We start from the raw sequence: 19370 nt of genomic DNA, 5'->3' as shown, positions 1-19370 counted from the left end.
CCCCCCCCCCCCGACAAGCATTTCAATCCACACTCCCGCGTAGGGAGCGACGTAGTTGCGGAAACTCGTCACCTTCAAATAGTTTTATTTCAATCCACACTCCCGCGTAGGGAGCGACTCAGGACCGTCGGCATATATTGATTCTTGTTCATTTCAATCCACACTCCCGCGTAGGGAGCGACGGTGTATGCCTTCAGAACTTCGCCGGTTGCTATATTTCAATCCACACTCCCGCGTAGGGAGCGACAGCGATTTTTACCCATAAAAAGGGTAAATGACCTTTTTATGAACCAAAAATCCCTTGTTCCTCTCACAAGAAACATCTTAAACTCAGTTTCTTCATTGTTTTTATACAAATAATGTAATGAATCTGGTGCGGAGGACCCGGGGATTTCATGGGAGCTTCACATTCGCACTACAGAATCAAGGGGCCTTCAAGATCGAGGGATTCCTTGATCCCGACATGTTCAACCTTGTTCTTGTGGTTATTCCCCAGTTGATAGAATCGCAAACTGTCTTCCGTTTCATCGATGATATTTTTCAGCTTAATCTTCAGTTCAGCGAATTGCGTCGCATCGACAATACACTCAAATACGGAATGTTGGACTCGCTGCCCGTAATTCTGACAGACCTTGGCGACTCTTCGCAATCGGCTTTGGCCTCCACTACTGGATGTTTTCACATCATAAGTAATTAATACCAGCAAATCGTACACCTACTTCCAAAGAAATGGAGGATACTCGTCCAGGTCATTCCGTAGATGACGAGCCAGCAAAAGAGCCTGCGCGTGCGGGACGAGCCCCCAGGTTATTTTCTCCCCCAGATAAGGATGAGTAAGGCTTTCTTGTTTCTTGGTCTGCCACGCCGTGAGGAATTTCTTTCGAGCTTCATCGGTCATGATGACCGCTCCGTTCTCTTTTTTCACAAAATCCTCTTTACGCACCAGCTTCTTATTAATCAGTGAAAGCACAAACTTATCTGCGACAATTCCCCGCAATTCCTCCATCAAATCCAGAGCTAACGATGCCCGGCCCGGTCTGTCCCGGTGCAGAAAACCTACATAAGCGTCCAGCCCAACTGCCTCCAGCGCCGAAGCAGTATCATGAGCCAGTAGAGTGTAAGCCAAAGACAACATAGCATTCACATTGTCCAGTGGAGGTCTCCGGGAGCGGGAATGAAAATAGAAATCTTCTTTTTGCTGTAAAATCATCTGATCAAACAGTCGGTTATAGCTAACCGCAGCCTGCCCTTCCAATCCCCGCAAACGATCGAGCTCTTCACAAGCCCTCACCTCAAGCATAATAGAAGATAAATGGCCCGAAATCTCCTTAAATTGCTCAACATCAATGCGCATCGGATAATCCCGTGTCATGCGCTCCAGCATCCATTTGTGATTGTAGATTTTACCTATAATAAAATTCCGGGCGATCCGCGCAGACGACTGCTCATCCTCTGAGAGAAGATACTGCTTTTTTCTCAGCACTACATTCCCTTTGCTTGGCCCAATCACTCTGGCAAGGAATCTTCCGTTCATCGTCAAGAACATCAGCGAAATGTTCCGCTCCGCACAATAGCCCATTAACGCGGGACTAGCCCCGACATAGCCATTTCAATCCACGCCCCTAGTACTAGGAGCAACATTATTATCTATCACATTCCACTTGATTTAATTCCAACTTACAACATTTCTATTAATTCCACCCCACTTGGAACATCGTTCTTATTTATAGTAATGTCATAGTGGCTGTATGCTCTTGGAGGTTTGGTCGGATCTTTCAGCTCTGCATGAATTAATTCGAATAGGTCAGCAGAAGGTGCATTACCCAATTCCGAAGCATGTTTAAATACTATCAGTTTTCGTGCAGACATTTTCCCTCTAGCAGCAGAATGATCATGCTCAAACATTTGTTTAAGGGCTTCAAAAAAAATTGAAAGATCATCCTCTGTAAAACCAGTCTTTTGCGCAAATTTCGCTGATACAAACCCTTCTAATCTGTATAGACCATAAGGAACTATATATTTACGGCCCATAGTCCTATTCTCCGAAGCATTCTCTTTTTCCGTTGTTGATGCCATCCGAGTAATGGTTACTTCTTGGGGTAAAATAACATCCGCACTTTTTGAGAAACACAGTTGAATGGGTCCGCGCACTTGCCCACACTTAAAATCTCCTGTATCCATAACGGCGCCAAAGGTACGCACATCATAGAATCGGTTACACATATAGGCCTGAGCAGTTAGCTTATCGTTCTTGTTATCCTTGGTAGTAATATTAGAAGCCACATATGCTTCCTTCTGTTTGTTGTTAAGGACAGCACCTTCAGTAACATATATATCAAAACGCTCGTTTCCTTCGTGGGCATATTCAATATAATTCCGGACTTTACGTTTCATGCATACGTCGCTTACAATGCCCACACCCGTTTGAGGATCAATTCGCGGCATGTTGCCTGCATCAGGGTCACCGTTGGGATTTCCATTCTCCACATCGAAATAAAGAACAAATTCGTAACGGTTTTTCAGCATTTCACTCATTTAAATACCCTCCTCATGATTTTGATCAGAATCCTTAGATGTTTCGTCATCTTTTTTCGAATCTAACTTATCTTTCTTTGTATAGATGTCTTGTTGCTGATGATAATACCCTACCAAAAACCTCCCCTGATCTTCCGCATTCAGTGTTTTCGGATAACCATTCGAAGGAATATCCTGCATAATTTCACGAATACGCATTTTGATGTTATATTTTTTGCTTTTAGAAAAATGCTTTTCCGCATTCGAAAGAAGGGATGGGAATACCTGCTGCGGACTTGCTAGAGCTGCATTCAGATACTTGTCCACCACTGAAGCATTCACATTACCCAGAGCATCAGATTGAGCCTTTTCTAAAAGAGCAAACATTTGACCGAGTAAATAGCTAATTGTTTTGTCTTCTTTGTTTAAACCCACTGTTATCGCTTCCTCCTTGTTATTGGACTTTCGTGACAACCGGTTCAAGTACCCTTTGATCACCCCGATTCTAGTACGATTTATAGCAGTTTTTGCATTAGCAGCGGCTTCCGCACGAATTCTTCCTAGCATTGCCATATACAAACTGTTTGGATATAATCCCCCACTCAAAATACACCGAACCAATGCCGAACGATGTGGCGCAGGAACATTTTCACTTTTGTGAAGCACTGCTGTTTCTATAAGAATTTTATTTATAGATGGATGCTCAGGCTCCCAGGTCGGACCTGCAATATGTATATCTTGGTGGTGAAGCTGCAGGCGTGTCACCAATTGACCAAAGGTATTCACGTAAAAATAACGAACGACCACCCTTGTCTTGTTTGAAGACAACCCTAGCAGATAAAATCTCACATGTGGATCAAGTCCAAGTTCTTCAGGGGATTTGCCCTTATAAAGCGAATCCAGAATCGAAGCGATCTCGCGATTTCTGACCTCATCCAACAATTTATCTGGTTGAGAGGTACCTCCTTCCATAAGACCAAGTATGGCTTGTTCTTCCACTGGTGCCTCACGTTCAGCCCAAAAGAGAAGCTTATCACCATGCATATGCATACAGTGATTGCGATCGCTTATAAGCATGTTTAGTGCTGTAACATATTTAAATGCAGCATTCTCAGAAATCGGTGCATTGTCACCCTTTTCTTTCCTGTAAGAGACAAAACTATCTTGATTAAAACCTACAACCGTTGGTTTATCCTGCCCAAATCCCCCCAAGTTACCATGGATACGTGCAATGGGCAGTACTTCTCCAGTCACTAGACATTGTCCAATCGATGCTTCTGTAGAACGCTGAGCAAGATGACGATTCCAGGCAGCTTGAATTTCGGGGCGATTATGAATGAAATCTGATTCCCCGTCCAATAAAAAGACTATATTACCACCATCTTCAAAATAGCTTGTATCTACACCCTCGTACAGATATGTTCCTTGCTTCCGATTATTATAGAAAGCCAAAACTGCCTGCGCACCCTCATCTTCAAGGCCCGCCAAAACCTTTTCATGGATATCGCGGCTTGCTTTAAATCTGTACTCTGCTCCTGCACGATCCTTGTAAACACCAAAAATAAAACTGGCATTTTCACACAAAAATGCTGCTTCAGGACGACTTCCAGACCTTTTAGGTTGTTGAGGTGTGATCATTTTTCTTGGCTGTCGCTTCTTTTCCTTCTTTCCTTTACTTCCTGTCACTTCAAACTCATCTATCATATCAATAACATCACAGACGTTTCCTTCTTTATCGAGCACAATACAGCATGAAACGGAATTCAATTCATATCCGGGCGGGGCAATTTCACTACTGTTTGCCTCAGCAAACCGATCATAATATCCACATAAGGCCTGAAGTATCATATGTTCACCTCCTTAGGAACCTCAATCACACCATGTCTCATATACGCTCGGAAAAATTTCGGAGTAAAAGAGAATTCTGTTTTTTTCTTATTCACCTCTGCTTTATATTCAATGTCCCATAACATCCATCCCAAATCGATCTCAGCTTCATCTTTGTAATAACTTTCTGGTTCTCCCTCCTCTTCAATCAGCTTAAAATGCGCAGCAAACTCACGACAACCTAAGTAGGGGGTATGGAAACATTGCCCTTGACGAGCCCTTCTCAGAAACATGTTATAGAATTTTTCGGGCGTATCTGTTTCGCCAGCCTTTTCTTTGTTTATCTCAAAATGTGCCTCAAGAATATAGGCCACATCAGTAAGTAACAAAGTAGCCCGTTGCTGCCTGTCATCATTGATATATTGATGAAGGTCTTTCCCTCCCCTCATAGCTGCAGTAACGTTATTAGGAGGTATCTTGGAGCCTAATTCATTGCGTCTAATCGAATCAAAAACTATAGGATTTAATACTGAAATCTTATCTACTACCCAGCGAATAGCTGGCTTCCATAGTATTGCCTCTAACACGCCTCTCGCAGCTGATGGTGTTATAACATCATAGCTGACCCGTTCAGCCTTAAATTCCGGACGAGTATAACAGGCATAATCTCCTCTGACCAATAAACGAATTCCATATCCCATTTCACCTACCACTCCTTATCCGGGTTAATAGATAGACCAAGTCTACTACTGTATAACTTATTAGAATCCTCCTTACCCTCTACTAAATGATAAATAACTTTATCTATGATCTCTAGTTTTCCGAGCGCGCGAATTTGCTCTAATTCACTAGGAGTAATAGAAACACTATATCGTTGAAGTTTTTTACTATAGCTTCCGGGATAATCCGAATTTTTCGCTTCGGTCAATAGCTTCTTGCAATCTTCGTTATAAGGAATAATTATGGAGACTGTATCAGAATTTATAAATTTAAAATTCTCTGCAACTTCTCTAAATTGAAAAGAAAGCTGATCCGCTCCAGCATTAAGATTCCCCAGAATATTGTACTCATCCAAGTTTGTATCAAGCCCATAACACAGTCGGAAGAAGTAGGAAACTGCATCCGGCATTAAAGGATCAGGATAGCGACTTATAACTCTACGTGTAAACCCTGCCATTCTTGTAAACCACCCTCTTGGGAGTGCAAAATTCGATGATTCAAAAATAAATACTTCTCCTTCTTTTGCTAAGCCCTCCCGATTACATCGCCCAGCAGCTTGGGCTATACTGTGGATTCCGGCGATCTCACGGTAAACCTGTGGAAAATCTATATCTACACCTGCTTCTAGCAAGCTGGTCGAAATAACTATACATTTTTGTTTATTTTGGAGCCTGAGCTTTATTTCACTTATGATTTCAGTCCGATGTTCAGGGCACATTAAAGCGCTCAGGTGATAACTTCCTTCTTGCTTTCCCAAGCTTTTATATAACGCTTGAGCATGTCTTCGAGTATTAACAATACACAGAACTTGATGCTGCGAAGATAGCATCTTGCTAAGTTCCGCGTCACTTTTTAAACCGATAAACTTTACACTCACTCTTTTCAAATCTGAGTAAAGTTTCACTGGATCATCCATAATTTCTACTGGTGTGATACCATCTAGCCAATCAGGATGTAACGCAGGTTGAGTAGCTGTACACAATACGACCGTTACTCCATAATCGACACTGAGACATTTTAGAGCTGCTAAACAGGGACGTAGTACTTCAGTTGGGATCATCTGAGCTTCATCCAAAATAATGATGCTTCCTGCTAGATTATGTAGTTTACGTGCACGGGAGGGCTTCGCAGCAAAAAGACTTTCGAAAAGCTCAACGTTTGTAGTAACAACTAAATTCGCTTCCCAGTTTTCGCTGGCTAATCTGTTTATATCAACCTCATCATCTTTAGCGGCTGTAAAATTGCTATGATGTTCTAATACTGCTGTTTTACCTAATGCAGAACGAAACACCTCGGCATTCTGTTCGATTATGGAGATAAATGGCAAACCATATATTATTCGTCTCATATTATTCTTTTGGGCATGTGCAAGAGCAAAGGCAAGTGAGGAGTAAGTTTTCCCTCCTCCTGTAGGCACAGTAAGTGTAAAAATTCCGCTTGGCAATTGTGCTGCTTTGAGACAACACTTCAAGACTTGATTTCTTGACTTCGCTAGAATATTATTCTGAGGTTTAGTCAAAAGATCATTGAGCGTAGCGGAAAAGGCCTCACTCATTTCTTTAATTGTCGAAAACTTTCCGCGAAGCTCTGCTTTCTTGGGATTGAAGTATTTCTCTGTATCCAAGTAATCTGCATCAACCAGTGAAGAGTAAAGCATTCGAATTAGTAGGGAGAAAGAAATACCAGGATTGCGACTTATTGCACGTTTAGGAATGGATTCTATTGTTAGAGTGGGATAAGTAGGCAGGAAGTTATTGATAATAGAGAAACTTTTGTTCTTGAGTACTTCATCAAGCCCTATCGAAGAACCTTTTGAGATATGATTTGGCAATCCTCCATGGTGACCATATACGACATAAGCAAGCATTCTTCCATATACATATGGATAATGCTGCGCCACCATTAATGTCCCTGCAGTTTTGTGATCAACATGTTGAGGGGAGCCTTCAAGTCGTTTTAAAAAATTCAGGTCTGCTTTGCCATAATCATGTGCATACCCGAGAATACGACCAAGCTGATCACAATGAAAGTATCCAGCATTTTCTGCAGCTTTCTCGGCTGTTTTCTCCAGATGTACTGGTAGAGGATGCCATTCTTCTTTAGGTAAGAGTTCTTTTGTAATCAGATCGCGTTTGGAATGAGCATACAACAAGACAAGACCTCCAATCTTGTGATACCATTTAGTGGTATAACTAAGAGGACACTGTGACTGCTCTAGATAGTGGAAAGGATCGGGGAAACAATATTTCAGTTCAGAGAATTATTAATCTAACCTATCTGTTACTCTCAGGATAATTCTCAGAACCATTATTGTCAATCCATTCCTTTTATTTAAAATCCCTCTTGTGTCGAACTAGTTACGTTCGTGGATTGAAACAGAGATTTATTAATCTGGGCTACAAAAAAACCGGTACAGCAATTCGATTGCTGTACCGGTTTTTTGCTTGCAACATCAATTAAGTTCTGTTCAATAAATTAGACTTTTATCCACTTTCGTGGGGGGCCAAAACTATCGAGATACACTATTCTCTACGATTGTTGATGCGAAATAGCCTTATAAATCAGGCTCAATTTCATCTTCAGTTCTTGTCAAAACCACTGTTTCAGAAGGTTGGAGACGTCATGAGGGCTAACGGACCCCAGCGCCGTTATTTATACATCAAGCAGCTTCTGAAACATGTAACGGACTCAGGTGCCGCTATTTCCTCCCAAATCGTGGATTTCACACCCGATTTCTGCTCATAGCGTCTCTGGAGTCCGTTATTTTCTGGAACGGTCAGTTGTTAGGAAATAACGGATCTGAGGTCCGTTACCAGAGGGAACAAGAAGCAAATACTAATTTTGAGATGGCTCGATAAATCAAGGTTTAACTATAGATATTCTCAAAGCACCTCAACAGTCAAAGCCCCCCACTTCCCAGTGGGGGGCCATCCTCAAGACATCACCTGCTCCAATCTCGCAAGCTTTTTACTTCACCGATCCCGTCATTCCCGCTACGAAATGCTTCTGCATTACGAAGAAGACGATGGCTGTTGGCAAGGTGGCGATGACGATTGCCACCATGATCAAGCCGAAGTCCGGCGCATAACCTGATCCCAGGGTGGAGATCAGCAGCGGAATGGTCTTTTGGTTCGGTGATTGCAAGACAATCAACGGCCACAGGTAGCTGTTCCAGCTCGACATGAAGGTGATAATACCTGCTGCCGCATAGGTTGTTTTCATGGTAGGCATGAAGATTTTGAAGAAGATGCCCAGCTCCGTCAGACCATCAATACGTCCGGCCTCCAGCATGTCCTTAGGGAACATCTTGGAGTTCTGACGGAAGAAGAAGATCAGGAATGCCGTCGTAATGGTCGGGAGCATCACAGACGCCACAGTATCGATACCAATCCCGGGGATGGTATTAGAGATGCCCGCGAACATCTGATACAGTGGAATCATCAGGGCGGCAAATGGAATCATCATCGACAGCAGCAGGATGTTAAATACAACATCCTTTGCTTTACTACGGAACATCTCGAAGCCGTAACCTGCAAGTGAGGCGATGATAATCGACAGGATTGTAGTCAGGACAGAGATTCTAGCTGAGTTCCAGAGCGCTGTCCATAGATCGGTCGTTTCGATCAGCTTCGTTAAGTTCTCGAATAGATAGTTGCCCGGCAGAAGTCTGCCTTTGGTCACATCTACAGATTTATTCGTTGCACTGATGATCATCCACAGGAACGGAAATACCGAAATGAAGGTAGCAATGCTCAGGAACACATAGGTGAATATACGTTTTGGATTTCTCATTTCTTATCACCTGCCACTTTAAATTGAAGGAACGACAGCAGAACAATAAGAATGACGATCACATAGGATACTGTCGCCGCATATCCAAAGTCAGCCGTGTATTTAAACGACAGGTTATAGATATAGTTCGAGATGGACATTGTGGAGTTACCCGGTCCGCCTTTAGTAATATTCACGATCTCATCGAAAATTTGCAGTGTACCAATCGTGGATGTAACAGAAGTGAACAGGATCACCGGTTTGAGAAGCGGCACTGTAATTTGGGTGAATTGTTTAAAGGCAGAAGCACCGTCAATACGTGCAGCTTCATAAATGGAGCCATCGATATTTTGCAGGGCTGACAAATAGAAAATCATGTTATATCCGGTCCAGCGCCATGTAATGGCGATAATAATCGTAATTTTGGCCCAAAACGGGTCTGTGATCCACTCCACGGGAGCAGAAATAATCGACAGCTTCAGCAGCATCGCATTAATCAGGCCATCGGATCCAAACAAATATTTGAACACAACAGAGTAAGCGACGAGAGAAGTTACAGCCGGCAAGAAGATCGCCGTACGGAAGAACCCGCGGAATTTAAGCTTGGAGTCATTCAACAGTACAGAGATGAACATTGCCAGCAGAATCATTAATGGCACCTGAACAATTAGATAGATAAAGGTGTTAAATAGCGCTGTTCTGAAGGTCGTATCCGAGAACAAGCGCGTATAGTTGGAAAACCCTGTATAGGTGAGGTTGGTGCCTGTTCCTGTTTTAAATGACAAGAAAAGCGCCTGAATCATTGGATAGAAATAGAATGAGCCAATCATAACTACAGAAATCAGGACAAAGCCCCATCCTGTCAAATTATACTTAGCGGTCATGCTTAGCCCACGTTTCTTAGCATTCATCGTAGCAAGGTCTCCTCTCTGGCTGCAAAATAACCCGCCGGACGCTTTGGATCTCACGATGCCGCAGCGCCCAAGGGTTACATAATGCTCATATGCTCAATTACTTACGTGATTTACTTGATTTGCGTCTCTGCCTGAGCCTGAGCATCCTTCATGACTTGATCCAGGTTCTTGCCATTAAGATAGTTGTTCATTTCAACTACCAGAATATCTTCAATGGCATAGGTAGACACACCGTAGTTCACGTTAGGAATTTGCGCTGTCCATTCGGAGAAATCTTTTACAATTTGCTGACCGCCAAAGAACTCATCGGTTTTCTTGTAAGCTTCACTTTCAGCAGCCGCTTTCAACGTACCAATAGCTCCGATTTTGTTGAGCAGTTCTTCGTACATTCCTACATCAGAACCAAACGTTTCTGCCAGGAAGTCTTCAGCCAATTCAGCACCAGGAACATTCATGACGTACCACGAGCTTCCACCCAGGTTGGAGGCATGTGTTGCATTCGGTGTGTTAGGCAATTTCGGCAAAGGAAGTACGGCCCATTTACCAGATTGAGAAACTTCAGCTTTCACGGATGGCGTTAACCAGTTCCCCGAAGGTACAGTGACCACATCGCCATTGTTGATGAAGGAGATGAATTGACTCCAGTCGGCATTGATCTTCACGATCTTGGAATCCAGCATTTCTTTGTACAGAGCGAAAGCTTCTTTCAATGTACTGTTATCGGCCAAATCAGGCGTTTTGCCATCCTCTTTCATATACCAGGAATGTCCGGATTGAATCATGACACGAACGAAGCCCAAGTCACTTGGAGAGAAGGTAATCATGTCTTTACCAGTTTTTTCTTTGACCACTTTACCGATTTCAATATATCTGTTCCAATCGATGTCTTTTAGATCGTCAATTGTGAAGCCGGCTTGCTCGATAATATCTTTACGGACATACAGGCCGGTTACACCGGAGTCAAAAGGAACACCGTATTGTTTACCGTCCATGCTGGTCGGTCCGACTTTGTAGTCTGCGTAATCGGTTGGTTTGATCTTGTTGCTCAAATCATAGAAGGACTCTGGATACGATTGCAAGAAACCTTTGGAACGATAGTCTTCGATCAATACGATGTTGGGAAGACCTTTCGTAGTGCCGGAGTTAAGTCCTGTATTCATTTTCTGAATAATGTCGCCTTGGGCGTATTCAACAATGTTAATTTTGACATCAGGATGTTTCTTATTGTAAGTCTCTTTGGCAATGTTCAATGCTGCGATGTTAAAGGCAGGGTCCCATGCCCAGATTGTAATTTCTTTCTGACCATCCCCGGATGCTGTTTCTTTATTAGATCCACCGGAAGAGCAACCCACCAGCAATACCATACAGGCCAATACCAAGAGTAGTGCTTTTTTCATTTGTTCCGCCCCTTTGACTGTTTATTGTGTAAGATTCGCTTTAAAGCGATTTCATGAAAATTACTGAAAACGCTTACTAGGCATGAATTAATGATATCACCGGGCAACAATACAACGTTAGAACATCCTTTATATAGATTTGTTCTTTTGTTGCCCGAATGCACATTACGCTTAATACCGGCATGTATTATTTTTGGATTATAGTAATTTCATTAGATTTTGTACCGCTTACATCACTCATTTTCCGTCTTTTCGATTAAAGGAAGCGTTATCTTCACTCTGGTCCCTTCACCAACCGTGCTTGTAATGTTCACTTGGAACTCTTCACCATACAGCAGCCGGATCCGATCATTCACATTGGCAACCCCGATACCTGAGAACAGCTTACTGGAATGCTTAGGCACCTTGTTCGGAGCTGAGTTCATGGGCATACCCTCCTCCCCACTCGTCAGTTCCATGCCATCTCCGTTATCAATCACCTCGCAGACGAGCCTTTGCCCCTCTCTGGCAATCAAGACATGGATAACGCCTTCTGTTTTGCGGTTAAAAGCATGGAAAAATGCATTTTCGATGAATGGCTGAATAATCAGCTTGGGAACCTGATACTGCACGCAATCCGGCGCAACAAAGAAATGAACCCGAATCCGTTCCCCGTAACGGATATGATTGATGAACACATAACTTCTCAGATTCACAAGCTCCTGCTCTACGGACACCGTCTCGTACACGTTACTGATCGTATTTTGCAAAAGCGAGATTAACGCATGAATGGTCTGTTCAGCCTTATCCTTACTTCCCTGCTGCACAAGGAATTTGACCGAAGCCAAGGTGTTGTATAGAAAATGGGGATTAATCTGCTGCTGAAGAGCTGCGAGTTCCGCCTTTCGCTGGCCTTTTTGCGTCTCCACCAGCCTGTCCACATAATCATTGATCTCATCCAGCATATAGTTGTATGCCCGCCCCAGCTCCCGAATCTCATAACCCCCGGAGACCTTGACATAGTTATGAAAATTGCGGCGCGTCACTTTGGACATCTGACGGGCCAGCAACGTAATCGACCGGGTCATTTTCCGCGAGATCAGGAAGACAACAACCAGAGCTATAAGCACAATAAAGAGACAGATAAGTACCACACTGCGTGTGTTTACCATCTGTCCGAGCACCTTTTGCTGGTCAATCATATTCACCAGATAAAAGTCATACGAAGGCAAATATTGCACGAGCATCAGCTTATCACGATCCATGATATGGACCTTCTTGGCTTGTTGTCCTTGCTCCTGAACCAACTTGGCCTGATGCAGCAATTCATCATTCTTCTGTCCCTCAAGGTCAGACAGGTTGCTTGTTACCACCGTTCCGTTGGTATCAAGCACAATGAAGTCGTTGCCTTCACTGGAGAAATTATTATAGAACGGCTTGAAGCTGCTCTCATCAATAGCGATATACAACATGCCATATTGCTGTTCTGTCGTACGCTCCCGCAGCACTTTTGTAGCGACAATGGCATGTTTCCCCTGCTCATCCTGATAATATTGATACATCATTCTGCCAGGCTGTGCTGCCGCATTGGCAGTTATAGCACTGCTGTTCAGCTCCCGCGCCGTCGGCTTATCATAATTCACTACGCCCGTATAATCCCGGCCATTCTTACCGATGACCGACAGACCCACCGAATAGCTAGTGATCCCGGATTGAATTCGGTTCATCTGCTGGGTCATGTTGTAATAGGAATTCATCACACGATACAACTCGTCCGATTCTTTCTCTGTCAGATAGCTCTTTAGCGTAACGCTCTGCTGGGCTTGATTGGCTGCGAGTACAACCGAGTAGTGAAAGGACTCGAAGTTATTATGAATCTGATCCAGCACTTTAGAGTTCGTAATGCTGAAGGTCTTCAGAAATAGCTGCTGCGTCATACGCAGATTGGTCCATACCACGGATACCGCAATTGCAATGATACAAGCCACCATGACCAGAAATATTTTAATAAACAGTCCCTGAAACCGTAATCGTTCAAGTCGCTCCTTCATCCCTGCTCCTTCTCCACTCGTGTATAATATTGTCGTCTGTATTGGCTCGGAGAAATGCCTGTATTCTTCTTAAAGACTTTGCAGAAATAACTATGATCCGCGTAGCCCACCATGCTGCCGATCTCGGAGATCGAGTGGTCACTGCCCCGTAATAAATCAGCAGCCTTATCGATACGGACCCGATTCAAATGCTCCTTGAAGCCCTCGTGATGATGGGCAGCGAAGAAGCTGGATAAATACGAAGGATTGAAATGAAATTGCTTAGCCATCTCTGTTAAAGTGATCGGCTCTGTATAATTTTTGTCAATGTAATCAAGCAGCAGCTTCATATTGGGATTGCCATCATGGAAAGAAGACGTAGCCTCATGAATGCTGCGATCGATTTGCGTCCGGAACTGCTCAAGCAACGTAATGATATCTGTTACATGCCCGGCTTCTTCTATGGCTTTGAAATAGCTATATTTTGCCTCATTCAGCGCGTCTGAGCTCATGTTCATTGTGCCAAGCAACTGAATGACATTGAAGATCAGATTACCGATTAAGGATTTGAATTCAAATACATCCGTATTATACGACTTAGATTGCTGTGCAATGAATTGGTAGAGCACCCCGAAGCCTTCCTCCAGCTGTAATCTACGAATATGCTCCATTAAGGCGTGCAGTGCGGTGTCATTTAAGGATGCTGAGGCTCTGATAACCTTTTCAAAGTGCGGCAGCTCAGACGGTGCAAGTACCATCGGCACTGGCAGGAAAAAGCGATAGGATAGCAATGGCAAGAAGCTGCGATGAAAGGTGCCCCCCAATTGATCCAGTGAATGAAAAGGCCCGCTAAGCGCCCAAACGAAGTCTCCACTATCTGTAACCGAAGAAGGGTACAATAGCTTCAGCTTGGACAAAAGAATGTTCTCTGCCTCAGCATTTTGTCCGATATTCACAACATAAGTCCTCAGTTCCGGGTGTCTTGGGATAGAATTCACCGGCAATGGATAGAGGGTCATCTCGGAAATAAGCGCTTGCAAAGATTCCAGCAGTTGCTCTCCCTCATCCACCGCAGTGCCCATTATGTAGTACTTCTGATAAGGGAACCATTCTGCCAGCATGGTCTGGTCTATTTCCACCTCATAACGATCAATGAGCTTCTCCAGTACCTGGTTCAATGTGATCGTGTAATCGGCTTGCGGTTTCCTTTTCAGACCGGCAGGAAGTCTTTCTACTGTTCTCTCGAGCACACTCAGCAGCATCTTCGTCTCCAAGTGTGGCTTAAGAATATAATCAGACACACCACTTTGGAAGGTGGAACGGACATAATCAAATTCACTGAAGCTGCTAAGAACGATCACTTCAATATCCGGCCAGCTATGCTTTATCAGACGAGTCAACTCTTCGCCGTCCATCACCGGCATGACGACATCGGTAAGCACGATATGTGGAGACAGCTCCGCAATCATTTCCAAAGCTTCTTTGCCATTGGAAGCCTCGCCCACGATACAGAAGCCATGCTGTTCCCAATTCAGTATATGTTTGACGCCTTGTCTAACCAACAGTTCATCATCAACAACCAACACTCTGTATAGCTCACTCATGCTGTTCACCCCTTATTGAAAACCCATGCTCACTAATGACGAATACTATACTAAATTATCTTATAACCTTTTAAAAGACAACTAACTCCATCCCACAACAAAAAAAGCAAGCTGATCCCGGTACCCCAAGATCCTCCTGCTTTCGGCCTGCTTCATATGTTATCGTGCAAAAAACGGCTTCTCATAATTGGCATCCATTTGGTACACCAAAATATAGTTCACGTCGCTATCGCTACTAACGGAAGGTCCCTTGACGACTCTGCCCGACTCATTACTCAGGGCTATTGTTCTTAGCCTGTCCCGATTCTTACGGGAGATGGATGAGACTTTATAGGCTTGCCCCGCTTTCTCAAGGCTGCCCTCATTACCGCGCGGTTTGCTCATTTCAAATCCCCTCCGAACAAATAGTTGAGTACGTTCATAAATTCCTTGTTATCCTCGGAGATCTGCTCGAAGTGCTTCGCTGTCAGTTCCAGAGGGCCAATCAAATGGATCGTAATTACCAATTCCTTACCTAGAGGATAACACACAATATATTCAGCGGCAACATGCACCCGGTACAGAAAAAATTGAACCGTCCCCTGCAAAAAAGCATCCAGCACCAGAATCCGGTCCTTACCATTACGGCCGTCGTTGTCCTCGAATGCATAGAAGCGGTCTTTGCCGACATTGCCGGCCACCTGCCTGATCCCGTCATTACCTTCAGCACGCCAAATGGCCGCTCCCCGGATCCGGAACTGTTCCAGTGACGAGATGTCATAGCTGGTTCTGACAGCCTCATATAATTTATCATATTCCCCGCCAGCTGAGAGGTTCGAGGGCCGGACATAATTGATGAAGAACATCAGCAGCATATCCTTCATGCGAATTTCGCGCTCCAGGGTCTGAATCTTAACATAGGGATCAGCAAAATGCTGCTTTTCCTCGATTTGTCGGGTAATCTTCGCACAAGCCACACTTACAGCAGCCGTATAATTATTATCATCACGCAGTTCGTAATACAGCAATGTAAGTCCCAGCAGATCGGAAGGCAAACGGAATCCATCGATCCCCTGCCCATCTACTTCTTGCGGCACCGAGCGCGGCAATATGAAAAAGACCCGTTCACGCTTTAATTTGCCCCAGAACATTCCCAGTTCGAAAATAGTGTTGTCCCGTGGTGCGAGATACACTTTCCCGCGCAACGTCACAATGTCATCGGGCGCCAGCACAAAGACAGCAAAGCTGCTCTGCGTGAGCTGCTCGTCCAGATCTTCCATCGTGTAACGGTTTTCATTAAAAACGCCAGCGGTCCACGGCGTCACCGTAGCCACATAGCTTAAATTTTCGTTAATCGCATCCACGTAATGTTTCGCCTCAAGCGATGATCCTATAAATAGTTTGGGTTTGTTCACGACAATGACCCTCTCTTTGTTATTTTTTGAAGATAACAAAAGATTGCTGGCCTTTAGGTACTTGGAATTTATCTTAATATGACAAATAACTAGAATTATATCACGCTTATATTTACATATATATACTTTTAATAAAGAAAGATTCCATATCCAATATAAATTTTAAGCGTTATCAATATAAATGGTGATAAATGTAATACGTATAGATTTAAAGATTTAAGCATGGGTATTTATCTATTCTTTAATTGCTTCATAAAACTGCCTCATTAGGCCATTCGAAGAACCCTATATGGGGGGTATCCCAGTATCACTGGATGCTAAGACTAAAGAATTATTTAACAGGAAAATATACCGTTAATCCTGGCTTTTTAGGCCTCATCTCCAGAATAACGGGAAATCCTCCCGTTAATTCCTCCATTCATACGAAATTGAAGCTAATCAGTGAAATTAACAGGAGTTTTTCCAGTTATTTTAGAGAGAAGCCGCAATTCCGCCTAATTAACGCCCATTTTTCCAGTTATTCAACCGGACAGTTGCACTATGCTCACACCTAAAACAACTGCACATACAACGACAACTTACACTTACATTCACACTTAACACCCATATCTATACTTGCATCCACACTTAGCGCCTACAGCTGAAGCACCGGCTCCAGTAGCTTGGTGCCGACGCCGGTCAGCCCGTCCATAATACCCATCGGCGGCGCCAAGACAAAATCCAGCGGTTGGATAGGCCACACATAATGCTATCCCTCATACCAGATTCTGTAATGTTAAATAATATATAATTTGTAACATGCTTTTCATCCGCAATCATTTATATGTTGTTAAATCATGGTATAATCACAGAAGCAATGGAAGGCTTGCAAGCGCGGTCGGCTAATCTCCCGGATAGCTTTTACTTACGAAGTGGCTTTCTATGAAAGCCTTTAGGTGAAGCCATGGAGGTTTATCAAGCGTTGTCTCTGATGTTCATGTTTGGCATGTTCATTATTGCTTTGCTGAACTACCTCAAAAAGAAATAGACCGCATCCTTTGCCGGGGGCGGTCTATTTCATGACTGCTATACCGATAGCCACCGCTCTTTAAAGCGGCCATTGCAGCAGAGAGCCGTGTTACAGCACGGCTCTCTTTGCATTGTACGTCTCTTCTTCCTTAACTATACCACAATCCAATTTGTAAAGTAAAAATAAATGCCTACCCTACCCCTGCAGCGCCTTGCGCACACTGAGAATATACTTCGACTGATCCAGCGGGTTCACACCACGGCGGGTGCGCTCGGCGGTAACGTCGGGCGGGCATTCTTCGTATCCGGCAAAAAAAGAAGTGAACGTGCTGCGCCCCTTCGTGAAGGAGCTTAGCGTGACCGGATAATCGAGTGACGTTGCCAGCGGCAGACGGCCTTCGATGACCATCCGGTCACCCAGCATCACCGGCGGCTCGAAGGTGCCGCGCATCTGCACAAGATCGTTCATGACACGCCCACCGTTCTCCTCGGGCACTACTATCCGTACCTGAAGCACCGGCTCCAGCAGCTTGGTGCCAACACGGGCTAGCCCGTCCATAATGCCCATCGGCGTCGCCACGGCAAAATCCAGCGGATGGGTATGCCACACATGGTGCTGCCCCTCCACCAATGTCACCTTCAGGTCGGTGACCTCCCAACCGTACAAGCCCTGTTGCAAGGCCTCCGGCACCCGCCGGGCCGTCTCATTCTGGTATTGCGGCAGCAGGTCGGAGCTACGTACGACCGAGTCGTAGACCAGGCCGCTGCCCAGCGGCCCTGGTTCAATCTGGAACCGCAGGATCGCCCAGCATGGCTTAGGCATCGTATAGGCGATGAAGCCTTCGCCCGCACAGGCAGGCGTCTCTTTATAGATCACCGACGGCTGGCCGAAGGTGACCGCCAGGCCGTACCGACTCGCCATCACGCTGCCGAGAATCTCCAGCTGGATCGGGCCCATCACCTTGATGTGCAGCTCGCGTTCCTCCGGAAGCCACTGCGCATCCAGCAGCGGATCTTCATCCGCCAGCTCCTGCATCGCGGCAATCACTTTATGATCGTCCGCTGCTTCTGCCCAGTGCACCCGCACCGTCAGCAGCGGCACCGCGAGCTTGGCCTCTTGTGGAATGGCATCCGGCCGGCCTAGTACATCGCCGATCCGCACCCCGGACAGGCCGTACACCACGCCGATATCTCCGGCCTCCAGAGCGCCGACATCCTCGGTACGACCACCCTCGACCTTACGGATCTGGGTAATCTTGCCCTGGATATCTTGCGAGTAGTTCTGAACAGTATCACGATTACGAATCGTTCCTTCGTACAAGCGGACAAAAGCCATTCGCCCCATACTCTTATCCCGCTGAATGTTGTACACAATGCCGGATACGGGAAGCTCTGCATCTCCGCCCGCTCTTGGGAAATACTGAATCATAGCGTCCAGCAGGGCAGGAATTCCCATTCCCTTGGCAGCGGCGCCATAGACCAGCGGAAACAGCTCCGCAGCAGCTGCACGATCCGCAAGATGGTTCCGCCATATGGCAAGATCAAGTGAATCGCCAGCCATATAAGTCTCCAGCAAAGCCTCATCCCGCTCAGCCAAGGCTTCCAGTAGTTCAGTCTGTGCAGTGGAATCCGCGCCCTGCTCCCATATATCCTTAGTACCGGCATAATCCTGCTCCCTGCCAAGAGGCTGCTGAACCGGAATAATATCCCCGGACAGATAAGTATGAGCCTGAGCCAGCACCGCTTCCGGGTCCGCGCCGGTCCGGTCCATTTTATTCATAAATATAATTGTGGGAATCTTCAGCTTACGCAGTGCGCTCCAAATCATCTCGCTTTGTGCTTGCACGCCCTCGACTGCAGAGAGAATCAGCACCGCGCAGTCCATCACGCGAAGCGAGCGTTCTACCTCTGAGAGAAAATCAACGTGGCCGGGGGTATCCACAAGATTCACCTGTACCCCTTTCCAGGCAAAGGAAGCCAACGCCGCCCGTACCGAAATGCCCCGCTGACGTTCCACATCGAGCGAATCGGTCAGCGCCGTGCCAGTATCCACGCTGCCCAGCGAACGGATGCGACCGCTCTCATATAAAATATGCTCCGTCGTTGTCGTCTTTCCGGCATCAACATGGGCAAAAATTCCGACATTAATCCGTTCCATCCTCTGCTGCCCCATCTCTATAGATCTCCTGTCACTCACTTAAAAGTTTTAAGT

General features: G+C 45.1%; 14 protein-coding genes and 1 pseudogene. 1 reads left to right on the top strand and 14 read right to left on the bottom strand.

The features are described from left to right. Positions 1-415: 415 nt before the first annotated feature. The 13 genes and pseudogenes from cas2 to HPT30_RS03385 form a co-directional block, all read right to left on the bottom strand. Positions 416-706, bottom strand: coding sequence for a CRISPR-associated endonuclease Cas2 (gene cas2, locus HPT30_RS03445; RefSeq protein WP_066367384.1), 291 nt, complete (start codon positions 704-706; stop codon positions 416-418). Between the two features lie 9 nt (positions 707-715). Then, positions 716-1606, bottom strand: a pseudogene (cas1c, locus tag HPT30_RS03440) (type I-C CRISPR-associated endonuclease Cas1c); the annotation flags it as partial. A gap of 71 nt (positions 1607-1677) precedes the next feature. Further along, entirely contained in the window at positions 1678-2535 is an 858-nt protein-coding gene (gene cas7c, locus HPT30_RS03435) for a type I-C CRISPR-associated protein Cas7/Csd2 (RefSeq protein WP_175370094.1), read from the bottom strand. After that, positions 2536-4362 carry a type I-C CRISPR-associated protein Cas8c/Csd1 gene (gene cas8c / locus HPT30_RS03430; RefSeq protein ID WP_175370093.1) on the bottom strand — a complete coding sequence of 609 codons (1827 nt, stop codon included), beginning with the start codon at positions 4360-4362 and terminating at the stop codon, positions 2536-2538. It lies immediately after the preceding gene. Then, positions 4359-5042 (bottom strand): type I-C CRISPR-associated protein Cas5c, encoded by a 684-nt coding sequence (gene cas5c, locus HPT30_RS03425; RefSeq protein WP_175370092.1) that lies wholly within the window; start codon positions 5040-5042, stop codon positions 4359-4361. The genes cas8c and cas5c overlap by 4 nt, the downstream gene beginning before the upstream one ends. A 5-nt stretch (positions 5043-5047) precedes the next feature. Next, positions 5048-7213, bottom strand: coding sequence for a CRISPR-associated helicase Cas3' (gene cas3, locus HPT30_RS03420; RefSeq protein WP_175370091.1), 2166 nt, complete (start codon positions 7211-7213; stop codon positions 5048-5050). An 815-nt stretch (positions 7214-8028) separates the two neighbouring features. Further along, the gene (locus HPT30_RS03415; RefSeq protein WP_175370090.1) at positions 8029-8853 is read right to left on the bottom strand and encodes a carbohydrate ABC transporter permease; all 825 of its coding nucleotides are present in this window, start codon (positions 8851-8853) and stop codon (positions 8029-8031) included. Next, positions 8850-9743, bottom strand: coding sequence for a carbohydrate ABC transporter permease (locus HPT30_RS03410; protein WP_175370089.1), 894 nt, complete (start codon positions 9741-9743; stop codon positions 8850-8852). Before HPT30_RS03410 ends, HPT30_RS03415 begins: the two co-directional genes overlap by 4 nt. 113 nt (positions 9744-9856) lie before the next feature. Then, positions 9857-11143, bottom strand: coding sequence for an ABC transporter substrate-binding protein (locus tag HPT30_RS03405; RefSeq protein ID WP_175370088.1), 1287 nt, complete (start codon positions 11141-11143; stop codon positions 9857-9859). A gap of 233 nt (positions 11144-11376) precedes the next feature. Next, positions 11377-13173, bottom strand: coding sequence for a cache domain-containing sensor histidine kinase (locus tag HPT30_RS03400; protein WP_175370087.1), 1797 nt, complete (start codon positions 13171-13173; stop codon positions 11377-11379). Then, complete coding sequence (locus HPT30_RS03395) at positions 13170-14756, bottom strand: response regulator transcription factor (protein WP_175370086.1); 1587 nt, start codon at positions 14754-14756, stop codon at positions 13170-13172. Before HPT30_RS03395 ends, HPT30_RS03400 begins: the two co-directional genes overlap by 4 nt. A 159-nt stretch (positions 14757-14915) precedes the next feature. Further along, the gene (locus HPT30_RS03390) at positions 14916-15140 is read right to left on the bottom strand and encodes a hypothetical protein (RefSeq protein ID WP_175370085.1); all 225 of its coding nucleotides are present in this window, start codon (positions 15138-15140) and stop codon (positions 14916-14918) included. Continuing rightward, complete coding sequence (locus HPT30_RS03385; RefSeq protein WP_175370084.1) at positions 15137-16150, bottom strand: TIR domain-containing protein; 1014 nt, start codon at positions 16148-16150, stop codon at positions 15137-15139. Before HPT30_RS03385 ends, HPT30_RS03390 begins: the two co-directional genes overlap by 4 nt. 943 nt (positions 16151-17093) lie before the next feature. On the opposite strand from HPT30_RS03385, the gene HPT30_RS30340 reads away from it, so the two are divergent. Further along, positions 17094-17177, top strand: coding sequence for a putative holin-like toxin (locus HPT30_RS30340; protein WP_219214875.1), 84 nt, complete (start codon positions 17094-17096; stop codon positions 17175-17177). A gap of 177 nt (positions 17178-17354) precedes the next feature. On the opposite strand, the gene HPT30_RS03380 is transcribed toward HPT30_RS30340, so the two are convergent. Further along, positions 17355-19331 carry a GTP-binding protein gene (locus tag HPT30_RS03380; RefSeq protein WP_175370083.1) on the bottom strand — a complete coding sequence of 659 codons (1977 nt, stop codon included), beginning with the start codon at positions 19329-19331 and terminating at the stop codon, positions 17355-17357. Positions 19332-19370 lie beyond the last annotated feature (39 nt).

The sequence above is a fragment of the Paenibacillus agri genome (genome assembly GCF_013359945.1).
GTDB classification, from domain to species: Bacteria; Bacillota; Bacilli; order Paenibacillales; family Paenibacillaceae; genus Paenibacillus_AQ; species Paenibacillus_AQ agri.
Note: the sequence above shows the minus strand (reverse complement) of the source record. Positions and strands in the feature narration are given on the sequence as shown.

Excerpts from the sequence above, each read along its gene's own strand:
- cas7c (WP_175370094.1), bottom strand. The coding sequence starts at position 2,535 with ATGAGTGAAATGCTGAAAAACCGTTACGAATTTGTTCTTTATTTCGAT.
- cas8c (WP_175370093.1), bottom strand. The coding sequence starts at position 4,362 with ATGATACTTCAGGCCTTATGTGGATATTATGATCGGTTTGCTGAGGCA.
- cas5c (WP_175370092.1), bottom strand. The coding sequence starts at position 5,042 with ATGGGATATGGAATTCGTTTATTGGTCAGAGGAGATTATGCCTGTTAT.
- HPT30_RS03415 (WP_175370090.1), bottom strand. The coding sequence starts at position 8,853 with ATGAGAAATCCAAAACGTATATTCACCTATGTGTTCCTGAGCATTGCT.
- HPT30_RS03410 (WP_175370089.1), bottom strand. The coding sequence starts at position 9,743 with ATGAATGCTAAGAAACGTGGGCTAAGCATGACCGCTAAGTATAATTTG.
- HPT30_RS03405 (WP_175370088.1), bottom strand. The coding sequence starts at position 11,143 with ATGAAAAAAGCACTACTCTTGGTATTGGCCTGTATGGTATTGCTGGTG.
- HPT30_RS03400 (WP_175370087.1), bottom strand. The coding sequence starts at position 13,173 with ATGAAGGAGCGACTTGAACGATTACGGTTTCAGGGACTGTTTATTAAA.
- HPT30_RS03395 (WP_175370086.1), bottom strand. The coding sequence starts at position 14,756 with ATGAGTGAGCTATACAGAGTGTTGGTTGTTGATGATGAACTGTTGGTT.
- HPT30_RS03390 (WP_175370085.1), bottom strand. The coding sequence starts at position 15,140 with ATGAGCAAACCGCGCGGTAATGAGGGCAGCCTTGAGAAAGCGGGGCAA.
- HPT30_RS30340 (WP_219214875.1), top strand. The coding sequence starts at position 17,094 with ATGGAGGTTTATCAAGCGTTGTCTCTGATGTTCATGTTTGGCATGTTC.
- HPT30_RS03380 (WP_175370083.1), bottom strand. The coding sequence starts at position 19,331 with ATGGGGCAGCAGAGGATGGAACGGATTAATGTCGGAATTTTTGCCCAT.